At 71.5% G+C, this 20618-nt stretch carries 16 protein-coding genes; 13 read left to right on the top strand and 3 right to left on the bottom strand.

Going from position 1 to position 20618, the window contains the following annotated elements:
* Window positions 1-40 precede the first annotated feature (40 nt).
* Complete coding sequence (locus tag SLINC_RS04820) at window positions 41-1663, bottom strand: PucR family transcriptional regulator (protein WP_067427234.1); 1623 nt, start codon at window positions 1661-1663, stop codon at window positions 41-43.
* Window positions 1664-1909: 246 nt separating this feature from the next.
* Between SLINC_RS04820 and SLINC_RS04815 the strand changes: the two genes are divergently transcribed.
* Genes SLINC_RS04815 through SLINC_RS04805 form a run of 3 tightly spaced genes read left to right on the top strand, consistent with a single transcriptional unit; the run spans window position 1910 to window position 7505 of the window.
* Window positions 1910-3178 (top strand): aspartate aminotransferase family protein, encoded by a 1269-nt coding sequence (locus SLINC_RS04815; RefSeq protein ID WP_067427231.1) that lies wholly within the window; start codon window positions 1910-1912, stop codon window positions 3176-3178.
* Window positions 3175-6069, top strand: a complete 2895-nt coding sequence (locus SLINC_RS04810; RefSeq protein WP_067444997.1) for an FAD-binding and (Fe-S)-binding domain-containing protein — start codon at window positions 3175-3177, stop codon at window positions 6067-6069. Before SLINC_RS04815 ends, SLINC_RS04810 begins: the two co-directional genes overlap by 4 nt.
* Entirely contained in the window at window positions 6066-7505 is a 1440-nt protein-coding gene (locus SLINC_RS04805; RefSeq protein ID WP_067427228.1) for an NAD-dependent succinate-semialdehyde dehydrogenase, read from the top strand. The genes SLINC_RS04810 and SLINC_RS04805 overlap by 4 nt, the downstream gene beginning before the upstream one ends.
* Window positions 7506-7560: 55 nt before the next feature.
* On the opposite strand, the gene SLINC_RS04800 is transcribed toward SLINC_RS04805, so the two are convergent.
* Together SLINC_RS04800 and SLINC_RS04795 are read right to left on the bottom strand one after the other, a co-directional pair.
* Complete coding sequence (locus SLINC_RS04800; protein WP_067427225.1) at window positions 7561-8304, bottom strand: IclR family transcriptional regulator; 744 nt, start codon at window positions 8302-8304, stop codon at window positions 7561-7563.
* 349 nt (window positions 8305-8653) lie between these two features.
* Window positions 8654-9400, bottom strand: a complete 747-nt coding sequence (locus SLINC_RS04795; RefSeq protein WP_067427222.1) for an IclR family transcriptional regulator — start codon at window positions 9398-9400, stop codon at window positions 8654-8656.
* A gap of 256 nt (window positions 9401-9656) precedes the next feature.
* On the opposite strand from SLINC_RS04795, the gene solA reads away from it, so the two are divergent.
* The 10 genes from solA to SLINC_RS04745 all read left to right on the top strand — a co-directional run bounded on the left by solA (window position 9657) and on the right by SLINC_RS04745 (window position 20613).
* Window positions 9657-10790, top strand: coding sequence for an N-methyl-L-tryptophan oxidase (gene solA, locus SLINC_RS04790; protein WP_079164409.1), 1134 nt, complete (start codon window positions 9657-9659; stop codon window positions 10788-10790).
* A gap of 5 nt (window positions 10791-10795) precedes the next feature.
* A complete protein-coding gene (locus SLINC_RS04785) occupies window positions 10796-11785 on the top strand; it encodes a succinylglutamate desuccinylase/aspartoacylase family protein (protein ID WP_067427219.1) in 990 nt (329 codons plus the stop codon).
* A 105-nt stretch (window positions 11786-11890) separates the two neighbouring features.
* Window positions 11891-12991 carry an ABC transporter substrate-binding protein gene (locus SLINC_RS04780; RefSeq protein ID WP_067427216.1) on the top strand — a complete coding sequence of 367 codons (1101 nt, stop codon included), beginning with the start codon at window positions 11891-11893 and terminating at the stop codon, window positions 12989-12991.
* Complete coding sequence (locus SLINC_RS04775; protein ID WP_067427213.1) at window positions 12984-14123, top strand: ABC transporter ATP-binding protein; 1140 nt, start codon at window positions 12984-12986, stop codon at window positions 14121-14123. The genes SLINC_RS04780 and SLINC_RS04775 overlap by 8 nt, the downstream gene beginning before the upstream one ends.
* A gap of 3 nt (window positions 14124-14126) precedes the next feature.
* Window positions 14127-15020, top strand: a complete 894-nt coding sequence (locus SLINC_RS04770) for an ABC transporter permease (protein WP_067427212.1) — start codon at window positions 14127-14129, stop codon at window positions 15018-15020.
* Window positions 15017-15883 carry an ABC transporter permease gene (locus SLINC_RS04765; RefSeq protein WP_067427209.1) on the top strand — a complete coding sequence of 289 codons (867 nt, stop codon included), beginning with the start codon at window positions 15017-15019 and terminating at the stop codon, window positions 15881-15883. Before SLINC_RS04770 ends, SLINC_RS04765 begins: the two co-directional genes overlap by 4 nt.
* Window positions 15880-17238 carry an aminotransferase class III-fold pyridoxal phosphate-dependent enzyme gene (locus SLINC_RS04760; protein WP_067427206.1) on the top strand — a complete coding sequence of 453 codons (1359 nt, stop codon included), beginning with the start codon at window positions 15880-15882 and terminating at the stop codon, window positions 17236-17238. The genes SLINC_RS04765 and SLINC_RS04760 overlap by 4 nt, the downstream gene beginning before the upstream one ends.
* A gap of 35 nt (window positions 17239-17273) precedes the next feature.
* Window positions 17274-18227, top strand: a complete 954-nt coding sequence (locus tag SLINC_RS04755; RefSeq protein WP_067427203.1) for a succinylglutamate desuccinylase/aspartoacylase family protein — start codon at window positions 17274-17276, stop codon at window positions 18225-18227.
* Window positions 18224-19678: an aldehyde dehydrogenase family protein gene (locus SLINC_RS04750; RefSeq protein WP_067427200.1), complete on the top strand. Its 1455-nt coding sequence runs from the start codon at window positions 18224-18226 to the stop codon at window positions 19676-19678. Before SLINC_RS04755 ends, SLINC_RS04750 begins: the two co-directional genes overlap by 4 nt.
* On the top strand, window positions 19675-20613 hold the full coding sequence (locus SLINC_RS04745; RefSeq protein ID WP_067427195.1) for an aldo/keto reductase: 939 nt from the start codon (window positions 19675-19677) through the stop codon (window positions 20611-20613). The genes SLINC_RS04750 and SLINC_RS04745 overlap by 4 nt, the downstream gene beginning before the upstream one ends.
* The last annotated feature ends 5 nt before the right edge of the window (window positions 20614-20618 follow it).

Below are 20618 nucleotides of genomic sequence, written 5' to 3'. Positions count from 1 at the left end.
CCCTGCCCTCCGCTACGACGCGGGCAGGGGACGTTCCACGTCAGTGGGCTCGAACGGCGTCAAGTGCCGTGAGCGCCACGTGCAGTTCGGTGCGCTGTTCGCCGGACTCCAGGTCGCGGTCGAGGAGACGCTCGACGGTGCGCAGACGTTGGTACATGGTCTCGCGGGAGAGGCCGCCCCGGCGTGCGGCGGTGGTCTTGTTGCCGGCCGCGTCGAGGTAGTGGCGCAGGGTCGTCAGCAGGTCGGTGCCGTGCTGGGCGTCGTGATCGATGAGCCGCCCGAGCTGTTGCTCGGTGTACTCCTGGATCCGGGTGTCCTCGCGCAGCGCGTACAGCAGGCGGTGCAGGCCGATGTCGGACAGCTCGTGGAAGGACCGGTCCGCGGGGAGGGGCTGGCCGGGCGGAGTGGCCTCGGCGACGCGGGCCGCCTCGCGGAAGGAACGGGCGGTGTCGGAGAGATCCGCGACCTCGGAACCGACCGTCACGACCGCCCGCGGGGCCAGGCCCAGCGCGAGGCCGCACAGCCGCTCGACGACGGGGCGCCAGGGCTGGGAGGGACGCAGCGCCAGCAGGACGCCCAGGCGGTCGGGGGCCAGCTCGCCGACCAGGGCCGGGACGCCCGCCGCCCGCAGCTCCTGGAACAGACGGGCCTCGGGCTCGGTTCCCGCTCCGCCGGCGCGGAGTTCGACCAGGGCCGCGAGGAACCGGCTGCCGTCGGCGGGCAGGCCCAGTGCGGCGCAGCGGGCGCGGGCGTCCTCGGCGGAACGGTGGCGCTGTTCGACCAGGTCGCGCAGGGCGTTCCGGTGCGCGGTGCGTTCCCAGGGAGTGGGATGGATGAGGCGGGCGACGGTCAGGGCCATCGCGGTCCTCTCCAGCACCGTGATGTCCTCCAGCCCGAAGGCCGGACCGTCGGAGCGGGCCGGGAGCATGACCACACGGCCCCAGCGCTCGCCCTGATACTCGACAGGCGCGGTCAGCCAGTCCGCCGCGCCGCGCGCCGCCCGGTCGTCGGTCCCGGTGGCCCTGGAGCGCTCCTCCCAGTCGGTGAGCGCCTCCTCCACCGTGCTCCCGGAGGGTTCGCAGATCAGTGCCTGGTGCACCAGGTTCTCCAGGACGACCGTGCGGCCGCACATCTCCGCCGCCGCGCGCACCACGTCCTCCGGGCCGGCGCCGCGCAGGGTCAGGGCGGTGAACGCCTCGTGGATGCGCTGGGTGCGCCGCATCGCGTCCGCCTGGTTGCCGAGCAGGAGGGCGTGCACGACCTGGGTGACCTCCAGGAAGTTGACGTCCTTGGCGAGGGTGACGAGGGGCAGGTCGCGCAGGCGGCAGGCGTCCACAAGGGCGTCCGGCGGGCGGTGGTAGCGGCGGACGAGCTCGATGACGAGCGCCGCGGCCCCGACGTCGGCGAGTTCGTCGACGTACCGGCGCACGCCCGTCACGTCGTCCGGGAGCGGCATTCCGGTGGTCAGGACGAGTTCGCCGCCCTTGAGGAAGGACGCGGGGTCGGTCAGCTCGGTGATGTGGACCCACCGGACCGGCCGGTCCAGATGCGGCACACCGGTGACGACCTGGGGCTGTCCGGTGGCCAGGACGGGAAGCGCCAGGACGTCGGCGACGGTGAGCGCTCGGGTGGGCCCATGGCCGGGCGGGTGGTCGTCGTTCACGGTGTCTCCATGGGATCCCCTGATCGAGCACGGCACATGCCCGGGAGTGCCCGGCCACTGTGACAAGCCTCGCTGACCTGCGCAAGCGCGGTCCCCGAGCGGTCGGCGCCCGGCATGTCCCCGATCAGGCTGACACATCGTCCGGATGTCGCGGCCCGGCTGGACAGATCGCACCTTGGCGTAGCCCCGGTCCGCGGAGATGCTCGGTAGACCGCAGCAGACCGACACCGAGGCCGGGAGACGAACATGACCGCACTGTCGCCGCACCTTCGCCAGGCCACCCCTGTGGTCGCGGCCCGGGGCGAGGGCGTCCACCTCTTCGACCAGGACGGCCGCCGCTACCTCGACTTCACCGCCGGCATCGGTGTCACCAGCACGGGGCACTGTCACCCCAAGGTCGTGGCCGCGGCACAGGAGCAGGTGGGCACGCTGATCCACGGCCAGTACACGACCGTGATGCACCAGCCGCTGCGGCAGCTGGTCGAGAAGCTCGGCGAGGTGCTGCCGGCCGGCCTGGACAGCCTGTTCTTCACCAACTCCGGCAGCGAGGCCGTCGAGGCGGCACTGCGGCTGGCCCGCCAGGCCACCGGCCGGCCGAACGTCATCGTGTGCCACGGCGGCTTCCACGGCCGTACGGTCGCCGCCGCCGCCATGACCACCTCCGGCACCCGCTTCCGCTCCGGCTTCTCCCCGCTGATGAGCGGAGTCGTCGTCACGCCGTTCCCCTCGGCCTACCGCTACGGCTGGGACGAGGAGACCGCGACCCGCTTCGCCCTGAAGGAGCTGGACTACACGCTCCAGACCATCTCCTCGCCCGCCGACACGGCCGCGATCATCGTCGAGCCGGTGCTCGGCGAGGGCGGCTACGTGCCCGCCAACCGGGCCTTCATGGAGGGGCTGCGGGAGCGCGCGGACCGCTACGGCTTCCTGTTCATCCTGGACGAGGTGCAGACCGGCGTCGGCCGCACCGGCCGCTTCTGGGGCCACGACCACTTCGGCGTCACGCCCGACATCCTCGTCACCGCCAAGGGCCTGGCCAGCGGCTTCCCCCTCTCCGGCATCGCCGCCTCCGAGGCACTCATGGCCAAGGCCTGGCCGGGCTCGCAGGGCGGCACGTACGGCGCCAACGCCGTCGCCTGCGCCGCGGCCTGCGCCACCCTCGACGTCGTACGCGACGAGAAGCTCGTCGAGAACGCCGAGGCGATGGGCGCCCGGCTGCGCCAGGGCCTGGAGGCGGTGGCCGACCGGACACCGGGCATCGGCGACGTGCGCGGCCTCGGACTGATGCTGGCCACCGAGTTCGTCACCGAGGACGGCGGCCCCGACCCCGAGACCGCGGCCCGCGTGCAGCGCGCCGCCGTCGACGAGGGCCTGCTCCTGCTGCTGTGCGGCGCCTGGAACCAGGTCGTACGGATGATTCCCGCGCTCGTGATCGACGAGACGGCCGTGGACGAGGGCCTCCAGGCGTGGACGACCGCCGTCGAGGCCGGCACAGCGGGAGCGACGCGGCGATGACCGACACCGCCACGGCCCTGGAGCCGCTGGTCGCGCGGCTCACCGAGACCGCTCCCGGCCTGCGGGTGGAGACCGGACCCGGCTCCACGGGTCTCTACGCCTACGACGCCTCCAACTACCGGGTCCCCCCGAGGGCCGTGGTCTTCCCCCGCAGCGCCGACGACGTCGTCGCGGTGCTGCGGGCCTGCCGCGAGGCACACGTTCCGATCACCGCGCGCGGTGGCGGCACGAGCATGGCGGGCAACGCCGTCGGACCCGGCGTCGTCCTGGACTTCTCCCGGTACATGAACCGGATCCTCGACATCGACCCGGTGGCCCGCACCGCACGGGTCGAGGCCGGCGTCGTCCTCGATGCCCTCCAGAGCGCGACCGCCCTGCACGGGCTCACCTTCGGCCCCGACCCCTCCTCGCACAGCCGCTGCACCCTCGGCGGCATGATCGGCAACGACGCGTGCGGCAACCGGTCCGTGCGGCACGGGCGCACCAGCGGGCACATCGAGGCGCTGGAGATCGTGACGGCCGACGGTGTGCGGGCCGTCGCCGACCGCACGGGGCTGCACCCGGTGGACGCCGCCGACGCGGAGCGCGTCGCCCGTCTCGAAGCGGACGTGCGGGCTCTGATCGGCGACAACCTGGCGCCGATCCGCACCGAACTCGGCCGGATTCCGCGCCAGGTCTCCGGCTACCAACTGCACCGCCTGCTGCCCGAGCACGGCTTCGACATGGCCCGCGCACTGGTGGGCACCGAGGGCTCCTGTGCGGTCGTCACCGCGGCGACGGTCCGCCTGGTGGCGACCGCACAGGCCTCCACCCTGCTGACGCTCGGCTACGACGACGTGGTCGACGCCGCCGAGGACGTCCCCGAGATCCTGCGTTGGAACCCCACCGCCGTGGAGGGCATGGACGAGGCGATCGTCGCCACCATGCGTGCCCGGCGCGGCCCCGACTCCGTCACCGGCCTCCCCGAGGGACGGGCCTGGCTGTACGTCGAGCTCGACGGCGACGACCAGGCGGCCGTCGACGCCCGCGCCGCCGATCTGCTGGACGTACTCAAGGCCCACGGGCGGCTGACCGGCGGGCGGGTCGTGGACAGCCCGGCCGAGCGGCGTTCGCTGTGGCGGGTGCGGGAGGACGGCGCGGGGCTCGCCGCCCGGCTCGTCGACGGCGGGGAGTCCTGGCCCGGCTGGGAGGACGCGGCCGTAGCGCCCGAGAACCTGGCCGCGTACCTGCGCGACTTCCGCAAGCTGCTGGCCTCGCACGGCCTGACCGGCGTGCTGTACGGCCACTTCGGCGCCGGCTGCGTCCATGTGCGCATCGACTTCGACCTCGCCACGGACACGGGACGGGCCGCCACCCGCCGGTTCCTTTCGGAGGCCGCCGCCCTGGTCGTCGAGCACGGCGGAAGCCTGTCCGGCGAACACGGCGACGGGCGGGCCCGGGGCGAGTTGCTGGAGGTCATGTACAGCCACACGATGATCCGGACGTTCGCCGCCTTCAAGGAGATCTTCGACCCCGAGGGGCTGCTCAACCCCGGCGTCATCGTGGCCCCGGCCCGCCTCGACGCCGACCTGGCCCTGCACACACCCTCCGAGGTGCTCCCCGTCGAGACGCTGTTCTCCTTCCCGCACGACGAGGACGGCTTCGCGGGAGCGGTGCGCCGCTGCGTCGGGGTCGGCCGCTGCCGCAGCGACTCCGGCGGCGTGATGTGCCCGAGCTACCGGGCCACCGGGGAGGAGAACGACTCCACCCGGGGCCGGGCCCGGCTGCTCCAGGAGATGGTGCGCGGCGGAACCGTCCAGGACGGCTGGCGCTCGGAGGAGGTCCATGACGCCCTCGACCTGTGCCTGTCCTGCAAGGCCTGCTCCAGCGACTGTCCGGTCGGCGTCGACATGGCCACCTACAAGGCGGAATTCCTGCACCAGCACTACAAGGGCCGCATCAGACCACGGTCCCACTACTCGCTGGGCTGGCTGCCCCTGACGTCCAGGCTCGTCGGCCACATGGCCCGGCCGGTGAACGCGCTGCTGCGCGGCCCCCTCGGGAAGCTGCTCGCCCGTCTCGGCGGCGTGACCACCGAACGCCGGATCCCCGCCTTCGCCTCCCGGCGCGCACTGCGCCGCACCCTGCGCGGGGTGAAGACCGGCGAACCGGCGAAGACCCTCCTGTTCGTGGACAGCTTCACCCGCGCCTTCCGCCCCGAGGTGGCCGGGGCGGCCGGCCGCGTACTCGCCGACGCCGGCCTTGCCTGCACGACGGAGGACGACCTGTGCTGCGGCCTGACCTGGGTGAGCACCGGACAACTGTCCCTGGCGCGCCGCATCATGGCCCGCACCGTCGCCCGCCTGGACAACGGCGACGACCGGCCCATCGTCGTGGCCGAACCCAGCTGCGCCGCGGCCCTCAAGCGTGATGTGCCCGAACTCCTCGACACCGAGGCAGCCCGGCGCGTCGCGGCCCGCGTCCACACCCTCACCGGAGCCCTGACCGACCTCGCCGCACCGGACTGGCGCCCGCCCGCGCTGCCGGACGACGTCGTCCTTCAGACCCACTGCCACGAGTACGCGACCTTCAAGAGCCGCCACCCCCGCGACCTGCTCACCCGCCTCGGCGTACGCAACGTCGACGAGGCCGAGGGCTGCTGCGGGCTCGCCGGCAACTTCGGTTTCGAGGAGCAGCACTACGACACCTCGATGGCGGTCGCCGGCCTCGCCCTGAAGCCCCGTCTCGACGGCATCGACCACGAGACCCCGACCGTCGTCGTGGCCGACGGCTTCAGCTGCGCCACCCAGATCGACCACCTCGCCGGAGACCAGGGCGTGCGGGCCCTGCACCTGGCGGAACTGCTCGACCCCGCCGCCGACCGCCCCGACCAACCAGGAGAGAGCTCATGACCGACACCCCCACGCAGTTGTTCATCGGCGGAGCCTGGGCGGACGCCGCGGACGGCGCCACCATGCCCGTGGACGACCCCGCGACCGGCGAGATCATCGCGCACGTCGCCGACGCGGGCGCCAAGGACGCCCGGCTGGCGGAGGACGCGGCCGTCCAGGCGCAGGAGGGGTGGGCCCGCACGGCACCGCGGGCGCGCAGCGAGATCCTGCGCCGGGCCTACGAGATCATCCTCGACCGCACCGACGAGCTCGCCCACCTGATGACGGCCGAGATGGGCAAACCGCTCGCCGAAGCCAGGGGAGAGGTCGCCTACGCGGCCGAGTTCTTCCGCTGGTTCTCCGAGGAGGCCGTCCGCATCGACGGCGGCGCCGGCATCCTGCCCGACGGCCGCAACCGCATGCTGCTCTCCCGCCGCCCGGTCGGCCCCTGTCTGCTGATCACCCCGTGGAACTTCCCCCTCGCCATGGGCACCCGCAAGATCGGCCCGGCGATCGCCGCCGGCTGCACGATGATCCTCAAGCCCGCCCCGCAGACCCCGCTGTCCAGCCTGGCCCTCGCCGAGATCCTCAAGGAGGCCGGGCTGCCGGACGGCGTGCTGAACGTCGTCACCACCTCCCGTGCGGGGGAGGTGTGCGAACCGCTCCTGCGCGGCGGGCGGATTCGCAAGCTCTCCTTCACCGGTTCCACGGCCGTCGGGCAGCTGCTGCTGGCCCAGAGCGCGCAGGCGGTGGTCCGCACGTCGATGGAGCTGGGCGGCAACGCGCCGTTCATCGTCTTCGAGGACGCCGACCTGGACAAGGCCGTGGACGGCGCCATGCTCGCCAAGATGCGCAACATGGGCGAGGCGTGCACCGCCGCCAACCGCTTCTTCGTGCACCGGTCGGTGGCGGCGGAGTTCGGCCGGCGTCTGTCCGAGCGCATGGGCGCGCTCGTCGTGGGCCCCGGCACCCGGGACGGTGTCGATGTCGGCCCGCTGATCGACAGGACGGGGCGTGCCAAGGTCGAGGCCCTGGTCGCCGACGCGGTGGAGCGCGGCGCGCAGGTGCTCGTCGGCGGCCGTGCGCCCGAGGGCCCGGGCTGCTTCTACCCGCCGACCGTGCTCGCCGACGTCGACCCCGGCAGCCGTCTGATGGGCACGGAGATCTTCGGCCCGGTGGCGGCGATCCTCGCCTTCGACGACGAGGACGAGGTGATCCGCCGGGCCAACGACACCCCCTGGGGCCTGGTCGGTTACGTCTTCACCGAGGGTCTCGACCGTGCCCTGCGGGTGAGCGAGCGGCTGGAGGTCGGCATGGTGGGCCTGAACACCGGCCTCGTCTCCAACCCGGCCGCGCCCTTCGGCGGCGTGAAGCAGTCGGGGCTGGGCCGCGAGGGCGGCCGGGTCGGGATCGAGGAGTTCCTGGAGTACCAGTACCTCGCGGTGCCCGTGAGCTGACGGCGGTAGTCCCGCAGAGCGGGGGCCATCTCCGCCGCCGGGTGGGGAGCCGCTGTCAGCCCAGGCGGCGAGCGGTGATCTCCGCCGCGGTGTCGGCGACGAGCCGGCCCAGCTCGGGCAGCCGGTCCGGGGAGAACCGGGAGTCGGGAAGGGAGACGGCCACGGCGGCCAGCGGGCTGCCGTCGCCGTCCAGGACGGGCGCGGCGATCGCGCACACGCCGGGCACGTACTGGTTGCGGTTGACGGCGTAGCCGTCCTTGCGGACGCGCCTCAGTTCGGCGCGGAGTTCCACGGGGTCGGTGGGGGTGGAGTCGCTGTAGCTCTCCAGTCCGCGGGCGACGATCGCGTCGATGTCCGCCTCCGGCAGGTGCGCCAGTACGGCGTGTCCGGTGGCGGTGGCGTGCAGCGGTGAGGTGTCGCCGATGGCGTGGAAGGTCCGCACGGCATGGTCGCAGTCGACGCGGTCGACGACGACCGTGCACTCGGGCGCGTCCGCTACGCAGAGGTGGATGGTCTCGTTGACCGTGTCGCGGAGGCGGACCATGGGTTCGCGTGCGGCGGCGTAGAGGCTGGATCCCTGGAGGGCCGCGGGGCGTACGGCCAGGACACGGGCGCCGATCTCCCAGCGGGTGGTGTCCTTGCGGTTGGCGCGCAGCCAGCCGGCCTCGGCGAGGGAGACCAGGGTGCGCTGCACGGTCGACTTGGGCAGCCCGAACAGCTTGGTCAGTTCCCCCACGGTCACCGGCTGATGCTGCGCGACCGCCTCCAGCATGCGCAATGACCTGGTCACGCTCTTCATTTCCACCCGGATTTCCCCCGTTGGTTCTCGAAGTCTTCGGACGGCACCCTCTTGACGCCCTCCCGACTCGGCTGCCACTCTCATGCCAGATGTCAGCATAGCATTCCACTATGTGGCACGCTGGCGAATGGGGCGATGCCTGGGCCGGGGTGAGAAGTCGGCCTAGCTCGCCGAGTTCCGTGGTGCCGTGTACCCCTGGCTCGCGATGCCGTTGTGATGACGGCGGTCATGCCCTGGCCGCGCCGTCTCGCGCATCGCGCAGGGCCGCCCCGCGCCCAGGCCTTCGCCGGCCGGGCGCGGGGCGGCGGCTGTCTGCGCTGCCTCCGGGGTCAGGTGGCCCGGGCCCCTCTCAGGCGCCCCGGCGGCGGGCGGAAATCTCCGACGCCGTGTCGGCGACGAGGCGCCCCCACGTGGGCAGCCGGTCCGGCTCGTACCGGGAAGCGGGCATCGACACCGCCACCGCCGCGAGCGGTGTGCCGTCCGTGTCCAGGATGGCTGCGGCCACACCGCACACGTCCGGCCGGTACTGGTTGAGATTCACCGAGTAACCGTCCGCCCGCACATGGTCCAGCTCCGCGCGCAGTCCGGCGGAATCGGTCGGCGTGGAGTCGCTGAAGCGCTCCAGTCCACGGCCGATGAGTTCCTCGACGTCCGCCCTCGGCAGATGCGCGAGGATCGCTCGCCCGGTGGCGGTGGCGTGCAGCGGCGAGGTGTCGCCGATGTTGATGAACGTCCGTACCGCCTGGTCGCAGTCCACGCGGTCGACCACCACCACGCACTGCAACGCGTCCGGTACGGAGAGGTGGATGGTCTCGTTGACCGTGTCGCGGAGGCGGACCATGGGTTCGCGTGCGGCGGCGTAGAGGCTGGATCCCTGGAGGGCGGCCGGGCGTACGGCCAGGACCCGGGCGCCGATCTCCCAGCGGGTGGTGTCCTTGCGGTTGGCGCGCAGCCAGCCGGCCTCGGCCAGCGTGACCAGGCTGCGCTGCACGGTCGACTTGGGCAGTTCGAACAGCTTGGTCAGTTCCCCCACGGTCACGGGCTGATGCTGGGCGACCGCTTCCAGGATGCGGAGCGACCTGGTCACACTCTTCATTTCCATCCGGTTTCCCCCTGTTAATCCTCAAAGCATCTGGCCGACACCCTCTTGACTCCTCACTACGAGGCTGCCATTCTCATGCCAGATTCTAGCACACCGTTCCACAATGTGGCACGCGCTAGAGAGGGCGCATTGCGAAGCCCCTTCTTCCCGGCGGGCGTGGTCATCGTCCTGATGCCGCATCCCTCCGGAATCAAAGAGTCCGCAACCGGGCGTTCAGCATCCACGCCCCGGGAGGCGAAAGGAACCCCTTGTGTCTGCCAAGAAGCGCGTCGCCGTCGTAGGCGTCGGAACGATGGGCAGTCAGGCCGCCTGGCGCCTGGCTGCCCGTGGCGCCGAGGTCGTCGGGTACGACCGCTTCGCCCCGGGCCACGACCGCAGTGCCGCCGGCGGTGAGACCCGGATCTTCCGCAGCGCGCACTTCGAGGACTCCCGCTACGTCCCGCTCCTCAAGCACGCCGACGTCCTGTGGGAGCAGCTCCAGCAGGACACCGGCCGTGAACTGCGCCGGCTGACCGGCTGTCTGCTGATGGGGCCGACCGGGCACCAGCAGATGGCCACGGTCCTTCAGTCCATCGCCGAGCACGGCCTGGACCACGAGGTCCTCGACGCAGAGGCGCTCGCCAAGCGCTTCCCGCAGTTCCGCATCGAGGACGGCGACGCGGCCGTACTCGACCGCCGCGCGGGGTTCATCCGGCCCGAGCTGACGATTCAGACCGCCGCCCGCCGTGCGGAGGAACTGGGCGCCCGCATCCACCGCTACACCACGGTCCGCGAGATCGTGCCCAGCGGCAGCGGAGTGGACGTGCGCACCGACGCCGGCAGCGAGCACTTCGACGCGGCCGTGGTCAGCCCGGGGCCGTGGGTGAACGACCTGCTCCCGGACCTGCCGTGGGAGGTGGACGTCCGGCGACTGATCAGCGCCTGGTACACACCCACCACAGACGCATGGTTCGGCCAGGAGCGCCCGGCGTTCATCCGTACGGCGCCCACCCACTGCTACGGCCTGCCCTCCCCGGACGGCGTCTCCGTCAAGCTCGGCCTGTCCCGTGCGCTGCACCGCCCGGCCGGCGACCCGAACCAGCTGGACCGGACCGTGCAGCCGGAGGAGCTGGAGATCTTCACGGAGCTCATCGGCCGGTACATGCCGGACCTGAACCCCGACCCGACCCGGCTCTCCGTCTACATGGAGGGCTACACCGAGAGCAGTCGTCCGCTGGTCGGACCGCTGCCCGGCGCCGAGGACGTCGTCCTGCTCGCCGGGTTCTCCGGCCACGGTTTCAAGCTCTCGCCCGCCTTCGGCGACATCGCAGCGGACCTCGCGCTCGACGGCGCCTCGCGGCGGCCCATCGACTTCATCTCGACCCTCGACCGGACGGAAGCGTAACGACGATGACCACCCACGGCCCCCTCCTCGTCGGCACGCTCAGCGCCGAGCCCGGCGGCAAGACCCGCGGCACCCTGCCCGCCGACCTCGGCACGCTCACCGCCGACATCCCGCTCACGCTCGTCAACGGCACCCACCCCGGCCCCCGTGTCCTCATCACGGCCGGGGTACACGGCGGCGAGTTCAGCGGCATCGACGCGGCCACCCGGCTCGCCGCCCTGCTGGAGCCCGACGAGGTGCACGGCCAGGTCGTCATCTGCCCCGTCGCCAACCCCCCGGCCGTCTACCAGGGACGCCTCGGCATCTCCCCCCTCGACGGCGTGAACATCAACCGGGTCTTCCCGGGCGACCCCGAGGGCGGCCCCACCGAGCGTCTCGCGGCGTGGCTGTTCTCCCACCTGGTGGACGGCGCCGACGCCTACGTCGACCTGCACTCCGGCGGCATCGACGAGGTCCTGAAGAACTTCGTGGGCTACCGCCTCACCGGCGATCCCGACCTGGACGCGAAGACCGCGGACATGGCCGGCGCCCTCGGCATCGAGGACGTCATCTTCGGAACGAACGCCGACGGCGGCAACAGCCACGCGGCAGCCGCCCGTCAGGGCGTCCCGGCGATCCTCGTGGAGACCGGCCAGCTCGGCGAACGCGACGCGGACGCCGCCCGTCGTCTCGTCGACGGTCTGTACGGGGTACTGGGCCGGCTCGGCGTCCTGGAGACCAAGCCCCAGGACGACACGGCCGTCCGCGCCTGGGTCTGGGCCGCCGGCGTCGTCTCCGAGGCGACCGGCCTGTGGTACCCGGAGTTCGGCGCAGGCGACGACGTGACGCAGGGCCAGCTCCTCGGCCGCGTCATCGACCCGGCCGACGGCACCGAGCACAAGGTCCACGCCCCGGCCGCCGGACGCATCTTCTACGGCATGCGCGGCCTGACCGTCGCCCCCGGCGCCGAACTGGCCGCCATCGCCGCACCCGCGCCCCTGGATCCCGGCCACTGAGACCCCACCCCTCAAGCACCCCCCACACGGCAAGAACGAGAGACCGCACCCCCCCGCGCACATCCCCTCCTTTCTCCCCTCGTACAGCACCTCCAGGAGTCCCCGGTGAAAGATGTTCGGATAGACCGCAGAGTGTTCCTTCGCGGAGTCGGCGGCGTCGCCGCAGGCATCGCCGCGACCTCGCTCACCGCCTGCGGCACCGGCAGCAGCCGCTCCGTCGGCAGCGGCGGCAAGAGCGCCAAGACGCTCGTCGTCCGCGACAGCGGCGGCGCCTACGGTGAGGCCCTGCAGAAGGCGGTCTACACGCCGTTCACCCAGGAGACCGGCATCACCGTCCAGGCGGTCAACCTCCAGGGCACCCAGATGCTGGCCCAGATCAAGCAGGGCCGCCCCCAGTTCGACCTCATCAACAACTCGATGATGGACCACGCCAAGTTCGTGGCCCAGAACGCCCTGGAGACCCTGGACACCGACCGGATCAAGAGCATCAAGAGCGCGAAGATCCCCGAGGGCCAGATCACTGACCATGCCGTCGCCGGCAGCTTCTACGCCAACTGTATGGCGTACCGCACCGACGCCTTCGGCGGCCGGGGGCCCGAGTCGTGGGCGGACTTCTGGGACACCAAGGCGTTCCAGGGCAGCCGCTCGATGTGCAACCCGGACGCCGACCTGCCCGAGCTGGAGTTCGCGCTGCTGGCCGACGGTGTCCCGATGGACAAGCTCTACCCGCTCGACGTGGACCGCGCGTTCGACGTGCTGACCCGGCTCCGTTCCGACGTCAAGAAGTTCTGGGACAGCGGCCCGCTCCCCGGTGTGCTTCTCAGCCGCCAGGAGGTGACGATGTCCACCGTCTGGGACGGTCGACTCGCCGATCTCCAGAAGCAGGGAGTCCCGGTCGAGCGGCAACTCAACGGCGCACGCCGCCAGTTCCAGGGCTTCGCCATCGCCAAGGACGCGGCCCACGTGGACGCCGCCTACCAACTCCTCGACTACTCGCTGCGCCCCGAGGTCCAGGCCGCCCTGGCCAAGACCTTCCCGTCGAACCCGGCTTCCCCGGTGGCCTACACGAAGCTCACCGACGAGGAACGCTCCAAGCTCGCCGGTGCGCCGGAGTACTACGACAAGGGCTTCGACGCGGACATCAACTGGTGGATCAAGAACGAATCCGCCATCACCAAGCGCTGGTTGGAGTGGGCCCGTGGCTGAATTCGATGTGGTCACACCGCCCGTGAAGGCGGCCGGTGGCAAGCCGGGCACCACGACCGGCAAAGCCCTGTCGGTGGTGGGCCTGCGCAAGACGTACGGCGATGTCGTCGCTGTCGACGAGGCGTCCATGGAGATCGCGGCCGGGGAGTTCGTCACCTTCCTCGGCGCCTCGGGGTCGGGCAAGACCACGACCCTGATGATGATCGCCGGGTTCTGCGAGCCGGACTCCGGCACCATCACGGTCGGGGGCCGCGACGTGACGCGGCTCGCCCCGCAGAAGCGGGGTCTCGGTTTCGTCTTCCAGCAGTACCTGCTCTTCCCGCACATGACGGTCGGCGAGAACGTCGCCTTCCCCCTCACGCTGCGCGGAGTGCCGAAGCACGAGATTCGCAGGCGAGTGGGGGAAACCCTGGAGATCGCCGGCCTGTCCGGCTTCGGCGGCCGCCGTCCGCGCGAACTGTCCGGTGGCCAGCAGCAGCGCGTCGCCCTGTGCCGGGCGCTGGTCTACCGCCCGCCGGTCATCCTCATGGACGAGCCGCTGGGCGCGCTGGACAAGAAGCTCCGCGATCAGCTCCAGGTCGAGATCAAGGCCATCCAGCAGGAACTCGGCCTGACCGTCATCTACGTGACGCATGATCAGGAAGAAGCACTGGTCCTCTCGGACCGCATCGCGGTGATGCGCAACGGCCTGATCGAGCAGTTCGACACGCCCCGGGAACTGTTCGAACGGCCGAAGACGCCCTTCGTGGCGGACTTCCTCGGCGCGGCCAACTTCCTGCACGGCCGCGTCGAGCGGCACACCGACGCCCACACCCTGGTTCGCCTCGACACGACGGGGAGCCTGCTGACCGCCCGCCGCCACGACCTCGCCACCGGCGCCGTGGTCAAGGTCGCCGTGCAGCCGGGCCGGCTGCACGCCGGTGCCCCGTCGGACGGCTTCTGCCAGGGCACGGTGGAGACCGCCACGTACGTGGGCACCATCGTCCGTGCCGGCGTGCGGGTCGACGGCGGTGACGCCCCGCTGCTGCGCCTGGAGGTACCGGCCGGCCGCGGCCCCGTCGGTGGTGAGCGGGTCGGGATCACCGTCGATCCGGACGACGTCAACCTCTATCCCGCCGAACAGGACGGGTGAGCCATGGCCGCCACCCTCGCGGGCACCCCCGCGCGCCCCCGCAAGCTCCTGGCCTCCCGCAGAACACGGGCCGGAATCCTCTACGCGCTGCCGGTCGTCGTCTATCTCCTGGTGCTGTTCGTCTACCCGATCTTCAGCACGCTGTTCCTCAGCCTGAAGAACGCCGACGGATCGCTGACGCTGCACTGGTACGTCGACGCGCTGACGGGCGTCAACCTCTCGGTCCTGTTCACCACACTGCGGATCTCCGCGGAGACGGCGCTGTTCAGCCTCCTCTTCGGGTTCGTCCTGGCGAACGCGATCTCCCGGCTGAAGCCCCTGTGGGCCGGCGTCGCCATGCTGATCGTGGTCGTCCCGCACTTCATCAGCGCCCTGGTCCGCACCTACGGCTGGATCATCCTGCTCGGCGACAAGGGCCTGGTGAACGAGGCCATGGCCGACCTGTGGGTTCCCGGGGCGCCGTTCCAGCTCCTCTACAACGAGATCGGCGTGGTCATCGGCACCACCTCGGTGATGCTGCCGTACACCGTGCTGCTGCTGTACGGCGTGATGCGCGGCGTGGACCGGCGGCTGCTCGCCGCCGCCGCCAGCATGGGCGCCGGACGCGTGACGATCTTCCGCCGGGTCTACCTGCCCCTGGTCGCCCCCGGCCTCGCCAGTGCCGGACTGCTCAGCTTCATCCTCTCGCTGGGCTACTACATCACCCCCGCCCTGATGGGCGGCCCGAACCAGACGATGGTCGCCTCCCTCATCAACCAGCAGGTGATGAAGCAGAACCAGTGGAACGGGGCCGCCGCCCAGGGAGTCATCCTGCTGCTGCTCACCTTCGCCGGACTGCTGCTGGTCAAGCTCGTCACCTCCTTCGGCGCCAGCCGCAAGAAGAGGAGCACCTCATGATGGAGCTGCGCAGCACCCTCACCGGACGCATCGCGCTGACGGCGACCGCCACCGTGATCCTGCTGTTCCTGGCCCTGCCGATCGTCGTCATCCTCGTCACCTCCTTCAGCAGCAACGCCTTCGGATCCTTCCCCCCGGACGCGTGGACGCTCAGCTGGTACAAGGCGCTGTTCGCCGACGGCAGCAAGTGGCCGGCCGCGCTGTCGCTGAGCGCCTTCGTCGCCGCCCTGAGCACCGTGTTCTCGCTGATCATCGGTGTGACCGCGGCGACCGCGCTGACCCGCAGCGAACTGCCGCTGCGCTCCGCGGTCTACGCCCTGGTCCTCGGACCGTTGCTCATCCCGCAGATCGTCACCGCGCTGGGCCTGTTCCTGCTCTTCGAGCCCGCCGCGATGCTGGGCAGCCCGCTCGCGATCGCACTCGGCCACACCGTGCTGGCCTCGCCGATCGCGGTGCTCATCCTGATCGCGACCCTGCGCGGCATCGACGAACGCCTGGAGGACGCCGCCGCCAGCATGGGCGCCGGCCGTCTGACGATCGCCCGGCGGATCACCTTCCCCCTGGCCGCACCCGGAATGATCGCCGCGGCGATCTTCTCCTTCATCACCAGCTTCGACGAGTTCTACATCTCCCAGTTCCTGTCCTCCGTCGGCACCGTCACCCTGCCGGTGCAGATCTACAACTCCCTGACCTTCGACATCGACCCCAGCGTGACCGCGATCAGCGCCATTTTGATCGCCTTCGCGATCCTCGCCCTCGTGCTGGTGGCCGTAGTGCGCTGGCTCGGCTCCGGACGGCAGGACTCCCTGCTGTCGGTCGAGACCGCGACGGGGATCGCCACTCCCGGAGGTGAGACCGTATGACCACCACGACCGCTCAGCGGCACCTGCTGCTGAACATGACCGCGAACGGCTCGCTCACCCCGCAGGGCAGGGATCTGTTCGTCGTGCGCCACGGCGAGGGCCCGTACCTCGACGACACGGCCGGCAACCGCTACATCGACGGCCTGTCCGGGCTGTACTGCTGCCAGATCGGCTACTCCTACGCCGACGAGATCGCTGAGGCGGCCCAGAAGCAGCTGCGCGAACTGTGCTACAGCCCTCTGTGGTCGCAATCCGCGCACCCCACCGGCCTGGCCCTCGCGGAGCGCCTCGCCGCCCTGGCCCCCGACGGCATCGAGCACGTCTTCTTCAGCGGCGGCGGCGCCGAGGCCGTGGAGACCGCCTGGAAGATCGCCCGCAGGTACCACACCCTGCGCGGCGAACCGGGCCGCACCAAGGCCATCGCCCGGCGCGGCGCCTACCACGGGCTCACCCTCGGGGCGCTGTCCTTCACCGACGACCCCGGCCTCACCGAACCGTACGGGCCGCCCGCCGTGGAGACCCACTTCGTCGCCAACACCAACCACGCGGCCCTGGAACAGCCGCTCGACGAGGCGGCCTTCACCGCGTACCTGCTCGCGGACGTGGAGGCCACGGTCCTGGCGGCGGGCCCGGAGTCGGTCGGGATACTCATCGCGGAACCGGTACAGAACCGGGGCGGCTGCATCACCCCACCCGCCGGCTATTGGGAGGGCCTGCGCCGACTGGCCGACCGCTACGGTTTCCTGCTGGTCGCCGACGAGGTGATCACCGCGTTCGGCCGGCTCGGGGAGTGGTTCGGCGGCGAGTGCTACGGCGCCCGTCCGGACATCGTCACCGTCGCCAAGGGCATCACCGCCGGCTACGCCCCGATGGGCGCGACTCTGGTCGCGGGACATGTCGCGGAGGTGATCAACCGGCCGGGCGAGGTCCTCAACCACGGCTACACCTTCAGCGGTCACCCGCTCAGCGCCGCCATCGCCCTGCGCAGCCTGGAGATCATGGAGCGGGACCGCATCCTGGAGAACGTCCGCGGCCTCCAGGACCACCTCGCCCGGCGCATGACCTCCCTCGGGGATCTGCCCCTCGTCGGTGATGTCCGCGGCGCCGGCTTCTTCTACGCCTGTGAACTCGTCGGCGATCTCGACGACGGCGGCTTCAGCGACCGCGCCCGGGCCGACCTGGTCGCCGACCTGATCCCGCGCCGCCTGCGCGAGGCCGGTCTCCTGGCCCGCGTCTACAACCGGTCGGCGCCACTCGTCCAGATCGCGCCCCCGCTGATCAGCGACCGCCCCCTCCTCGACCGTATCGCCGACATCCTCGCGGACACCCTCGGCGAGGCGTCCGCCCGCTTGTGACACCCGCATTCGTGCATTCGAAAGGAACCACATCCATGTACTCCATCGGTCCACTGACCGTCGCCCCCGGCGAACGCGCCGAGGGACTCATCCCTGTCGGCACCAGCAGCTACGGCGTGGAACTCGGCATACCGTTGATCGTCGTCAACGGCATCGAAGACGGCCCCGTGCTGTGCGTGGACGCGGGCGTGCACGGCGACGAGTACGACGGCCAGGAGGCCATCCGCCGCGTCCTCGCCGACATCGACCCGGCCACCCTGCGCGGCACCCTCGTCGGCATCCCCTGCATGAACACCCCCGCCTTCGAAGCGGCCGCCCGCACCAGCGGCCTGGACTACCTGAACCTCAACCGGATCTTCCCGGGCGACGCGGACGGTTCGTACTCCCTGCGGCTGGCCGCCACCTTCGTCGAGCAGGTCGTCCCCGCCATCGACGCGCTCGTGGACCTGCACACCGGCGGTACCTTCGGCGAGATCGCCCCACTGGTCATCCTCCAGGGCGGCTACGAGGAACTGGCCACGGACCTGGCGCTCGCAGCCGGGCACGAGCTGGTCTGGAAGGGCGGCAAGTGGGGCGGCACGGTCCGTCACCCCACCCTCGCGGCGGGCAAACCGGCCATCACCATCGAGGCGGGCGGCGGCACCTACCGGGAGTCGAACGTCGACCTGCACATCGACTCGATCCGCAACATCATGCGGCAGCTGAAGATGACCGACGGCGAGGCGAAGCTGCGCGACAGCTACACCGCCACCTCCGGCACCTTCGCCCGTTCCGCCGCCGGCGGCTTCTTCCTCGGACACGCCGAACCGGGGGAGACCTGCAAGGAGGGCGACCTGATCGCCCACATCGTCGACCACTACGGCAACACGCTGGAAGAGGTGACCGCCCCGCAGGACGGCATCGTGCTGTGGGTGCGCCGGATCCGCACCGTCCGTCCGGGCGACGAGGTCGTCATCTTCGGTGAGGTGCTGGAGGAGATCCGGCCATGAGCGGCGACACCCAGTTGCTCCTCGTCGACGGCAAGCAGGTGCCCGCCTCCGACGGCCGCACCTTCACCGTCCTCGACCCGTCCGACGGGACGGCCATCGCCAAGGTGGCGCTGGCCGGCCCCGCGGACGTGGCCCGGGCGGTGGCCGCGGCCAGGGCAGCGTTCACGGCGCCCGAGTGGGCCGGGATGCGCGCCGCCGACCGCGGCCGGCTCCTGTACCGGATCGCCGAGGCCATTCGTCATCAGGGCGAACGGCTGGCCCGGCTGGAGAGCCAGGACACCGGCAAGCCGCTCGGCCAGGCCAAGGCCGACGTCGAGGCAGCCGCCCGCTACTTCGAGTTCTACGCGGGCTTCGCCGACAAGCTCGGCGGTTCCACGATCCCGCTGGGCCCGGGGCTGCTCGACTACACCGTGCGCGAGCCGATCGGCGTCTCCGGCCAGATCATCCCGTTCAACTACCCGCTCCAGAACACCGCGAGGGGCTCCGCCCCGGCACTGGCCGCGGGCTGCACGGTGGTCCTCAAGCCCTCTCCCGAGGCGCCGCTGACCCCGCTGGAGATCGGCCGCATCGCCCTGGAGTGCGGCCTGCCACCCGGCGTCCTCAACGTCGTCCCCGGCGACGGCGAGACCGGCGCCTCCCTCGCCGGACACCCCGGCATCGACCAGGTCACCTTCACCGGCTCCGTTCCCACCGGTATCAAGGTCGCCCAGGCGGCCGCCGCCAACGTGGTGCCGTCGGTCACCGAGCTGGGTGGCAAGTCGCCGTTCGTCGTCTTCGCCGACGCCGACTTCGACCTGGCCCTGAAGGCGATCCTGGGCGCCTCGTTCAGCAACGCGGGACAGATGTGCTCGGCCGGGACGCGCCTGCTTCTTCAACGCGGCGCGGAGGAGTTCCTGGACCGGCTGGTGGAGAAGATCGCCACCCTGCGCGTAGGCCCCGGCCTGTCCGACCCGGACATCGGCCCGCTGGTCGCCGCCCGGCAGCGCGACCGGGTGCTGGGCTACCTCGACCTGGCCCGGCAGGAGGGCGCGACGGTCCGCGTCGGCGGCGGCGCGCCGTCCGACCCGGCCCTGGCCGACGGCTACTACATCGAGCCGACCGTCCTCACCGGCCTGACCAACCAGGCCCGTTGCGCCCGCGAGGAGATCTTCGGCCCCGTCGTCACCGTCATCGACTTCGACGACGCCGACGAGGCCCTGGACATCGCCAACGACAGCCCCTACGGCCTCTCCTCGTACGTCTGGACCCGCGACATCGACAAGGCGATGCGCCTAGCGGAGGGCATCCGGGCCGGCCAGGTCTCCGTCAACGCCACCGGCGTCGGCACGGGCGTCGAGCTGCCCTTCGGCGGCTACAAGCACAGCGGCTGGGGCCGGGAGAAGGGCCTCGAAGCCCTGGCGAGCTACACGCAGACCAAGAACGTCTGCATCGGCTTCGGGAGCCGGTCATGAGATACCGCACCCTGGGCGAACGCGGCCCGACCGTCTCCGTGGTCGGCGTCGGCGGCAACAACTTCGGCTCCCGCCTGGACGAGGACGGCACGAAGGCCGTCGTCCACGCGGCCCTCGACGCCGGGATCACCCTGTTCGACACCGCCGACATGTACGGCGGCTTCGGCGAACAGGGCGGTACGCGCGGCGACGGCGAACGCCTTCTCGGCGCCGCCCTCAAGGGCCACCGCGACGACGTCGTCCTGGCCACCAAGTTCGGCATGGAGATGGGCCCGGAGGCCGACCAGTACGGCCGACGGGGCGCCCGCGCCTATGTCCGGTACGCCGTCGAAGCCTCGCTCCGCCGTCTCGGCACCGACCGCATCGACCTGTACCAGTACCACGAGCCGGACGGCGTCACCCCCCTCGACGAGACCATCGCCGCCCTGCGCGAACTCGTCGCCGAGGGCAAGATCGGGTACATGGGCTGCTCGGCCCTCCCGGCCGAGGACCTGAGCGATGCCTTCGTGAGCACCCAGGCCCGCTACCACCTGCTCGACCGCAGCGTGGAGGAGGAGCTGATCCCGGCCTGTCTGCGCCACGGCATCGGCCTGCTGCCGTACTACCCGCTGGCCAACGGCCTGCTCAGCGGCAAGTACCGGCGCGGCGAGCAGCCCCCGCCCGGCAGCCGCCTGTCCTGGCGGCAGGGCTGGCTGACCGACGCCTCCCTCGACCGGGTCGAGGCGCTCACCGCGTACGGCGCCGAACGCGGCCTGACCCTCCTCCAGGTCGCCGTGGGCGGACTGGCCGCCCTGCCCGCCGTCGGCTCCGTGATCTGCGGCGCCATGAATCCCGGACAGGTCACCGCCAACGCGGCGGCGGCCGACTGGATCCCCGACGCCGCCGATCTGGCCGCCCTGGACGCGATCGTCACCCCCGGCGAACAAGTCGTCTGACGCCC

This window comes from Streptomyces lincolnensis (assembly GCF_001685355.1).
Taxonomy (GTDB): domain Bacteria; phylum Actinomycetota; class Actinomycetes; order Streptomycetales; family Streptomycetaceae; genus Streptomyces; species Streptomyces lincolnensis.
This window is presented reverse-complemented; position numbering and strand designations above follow the sequence as displayed.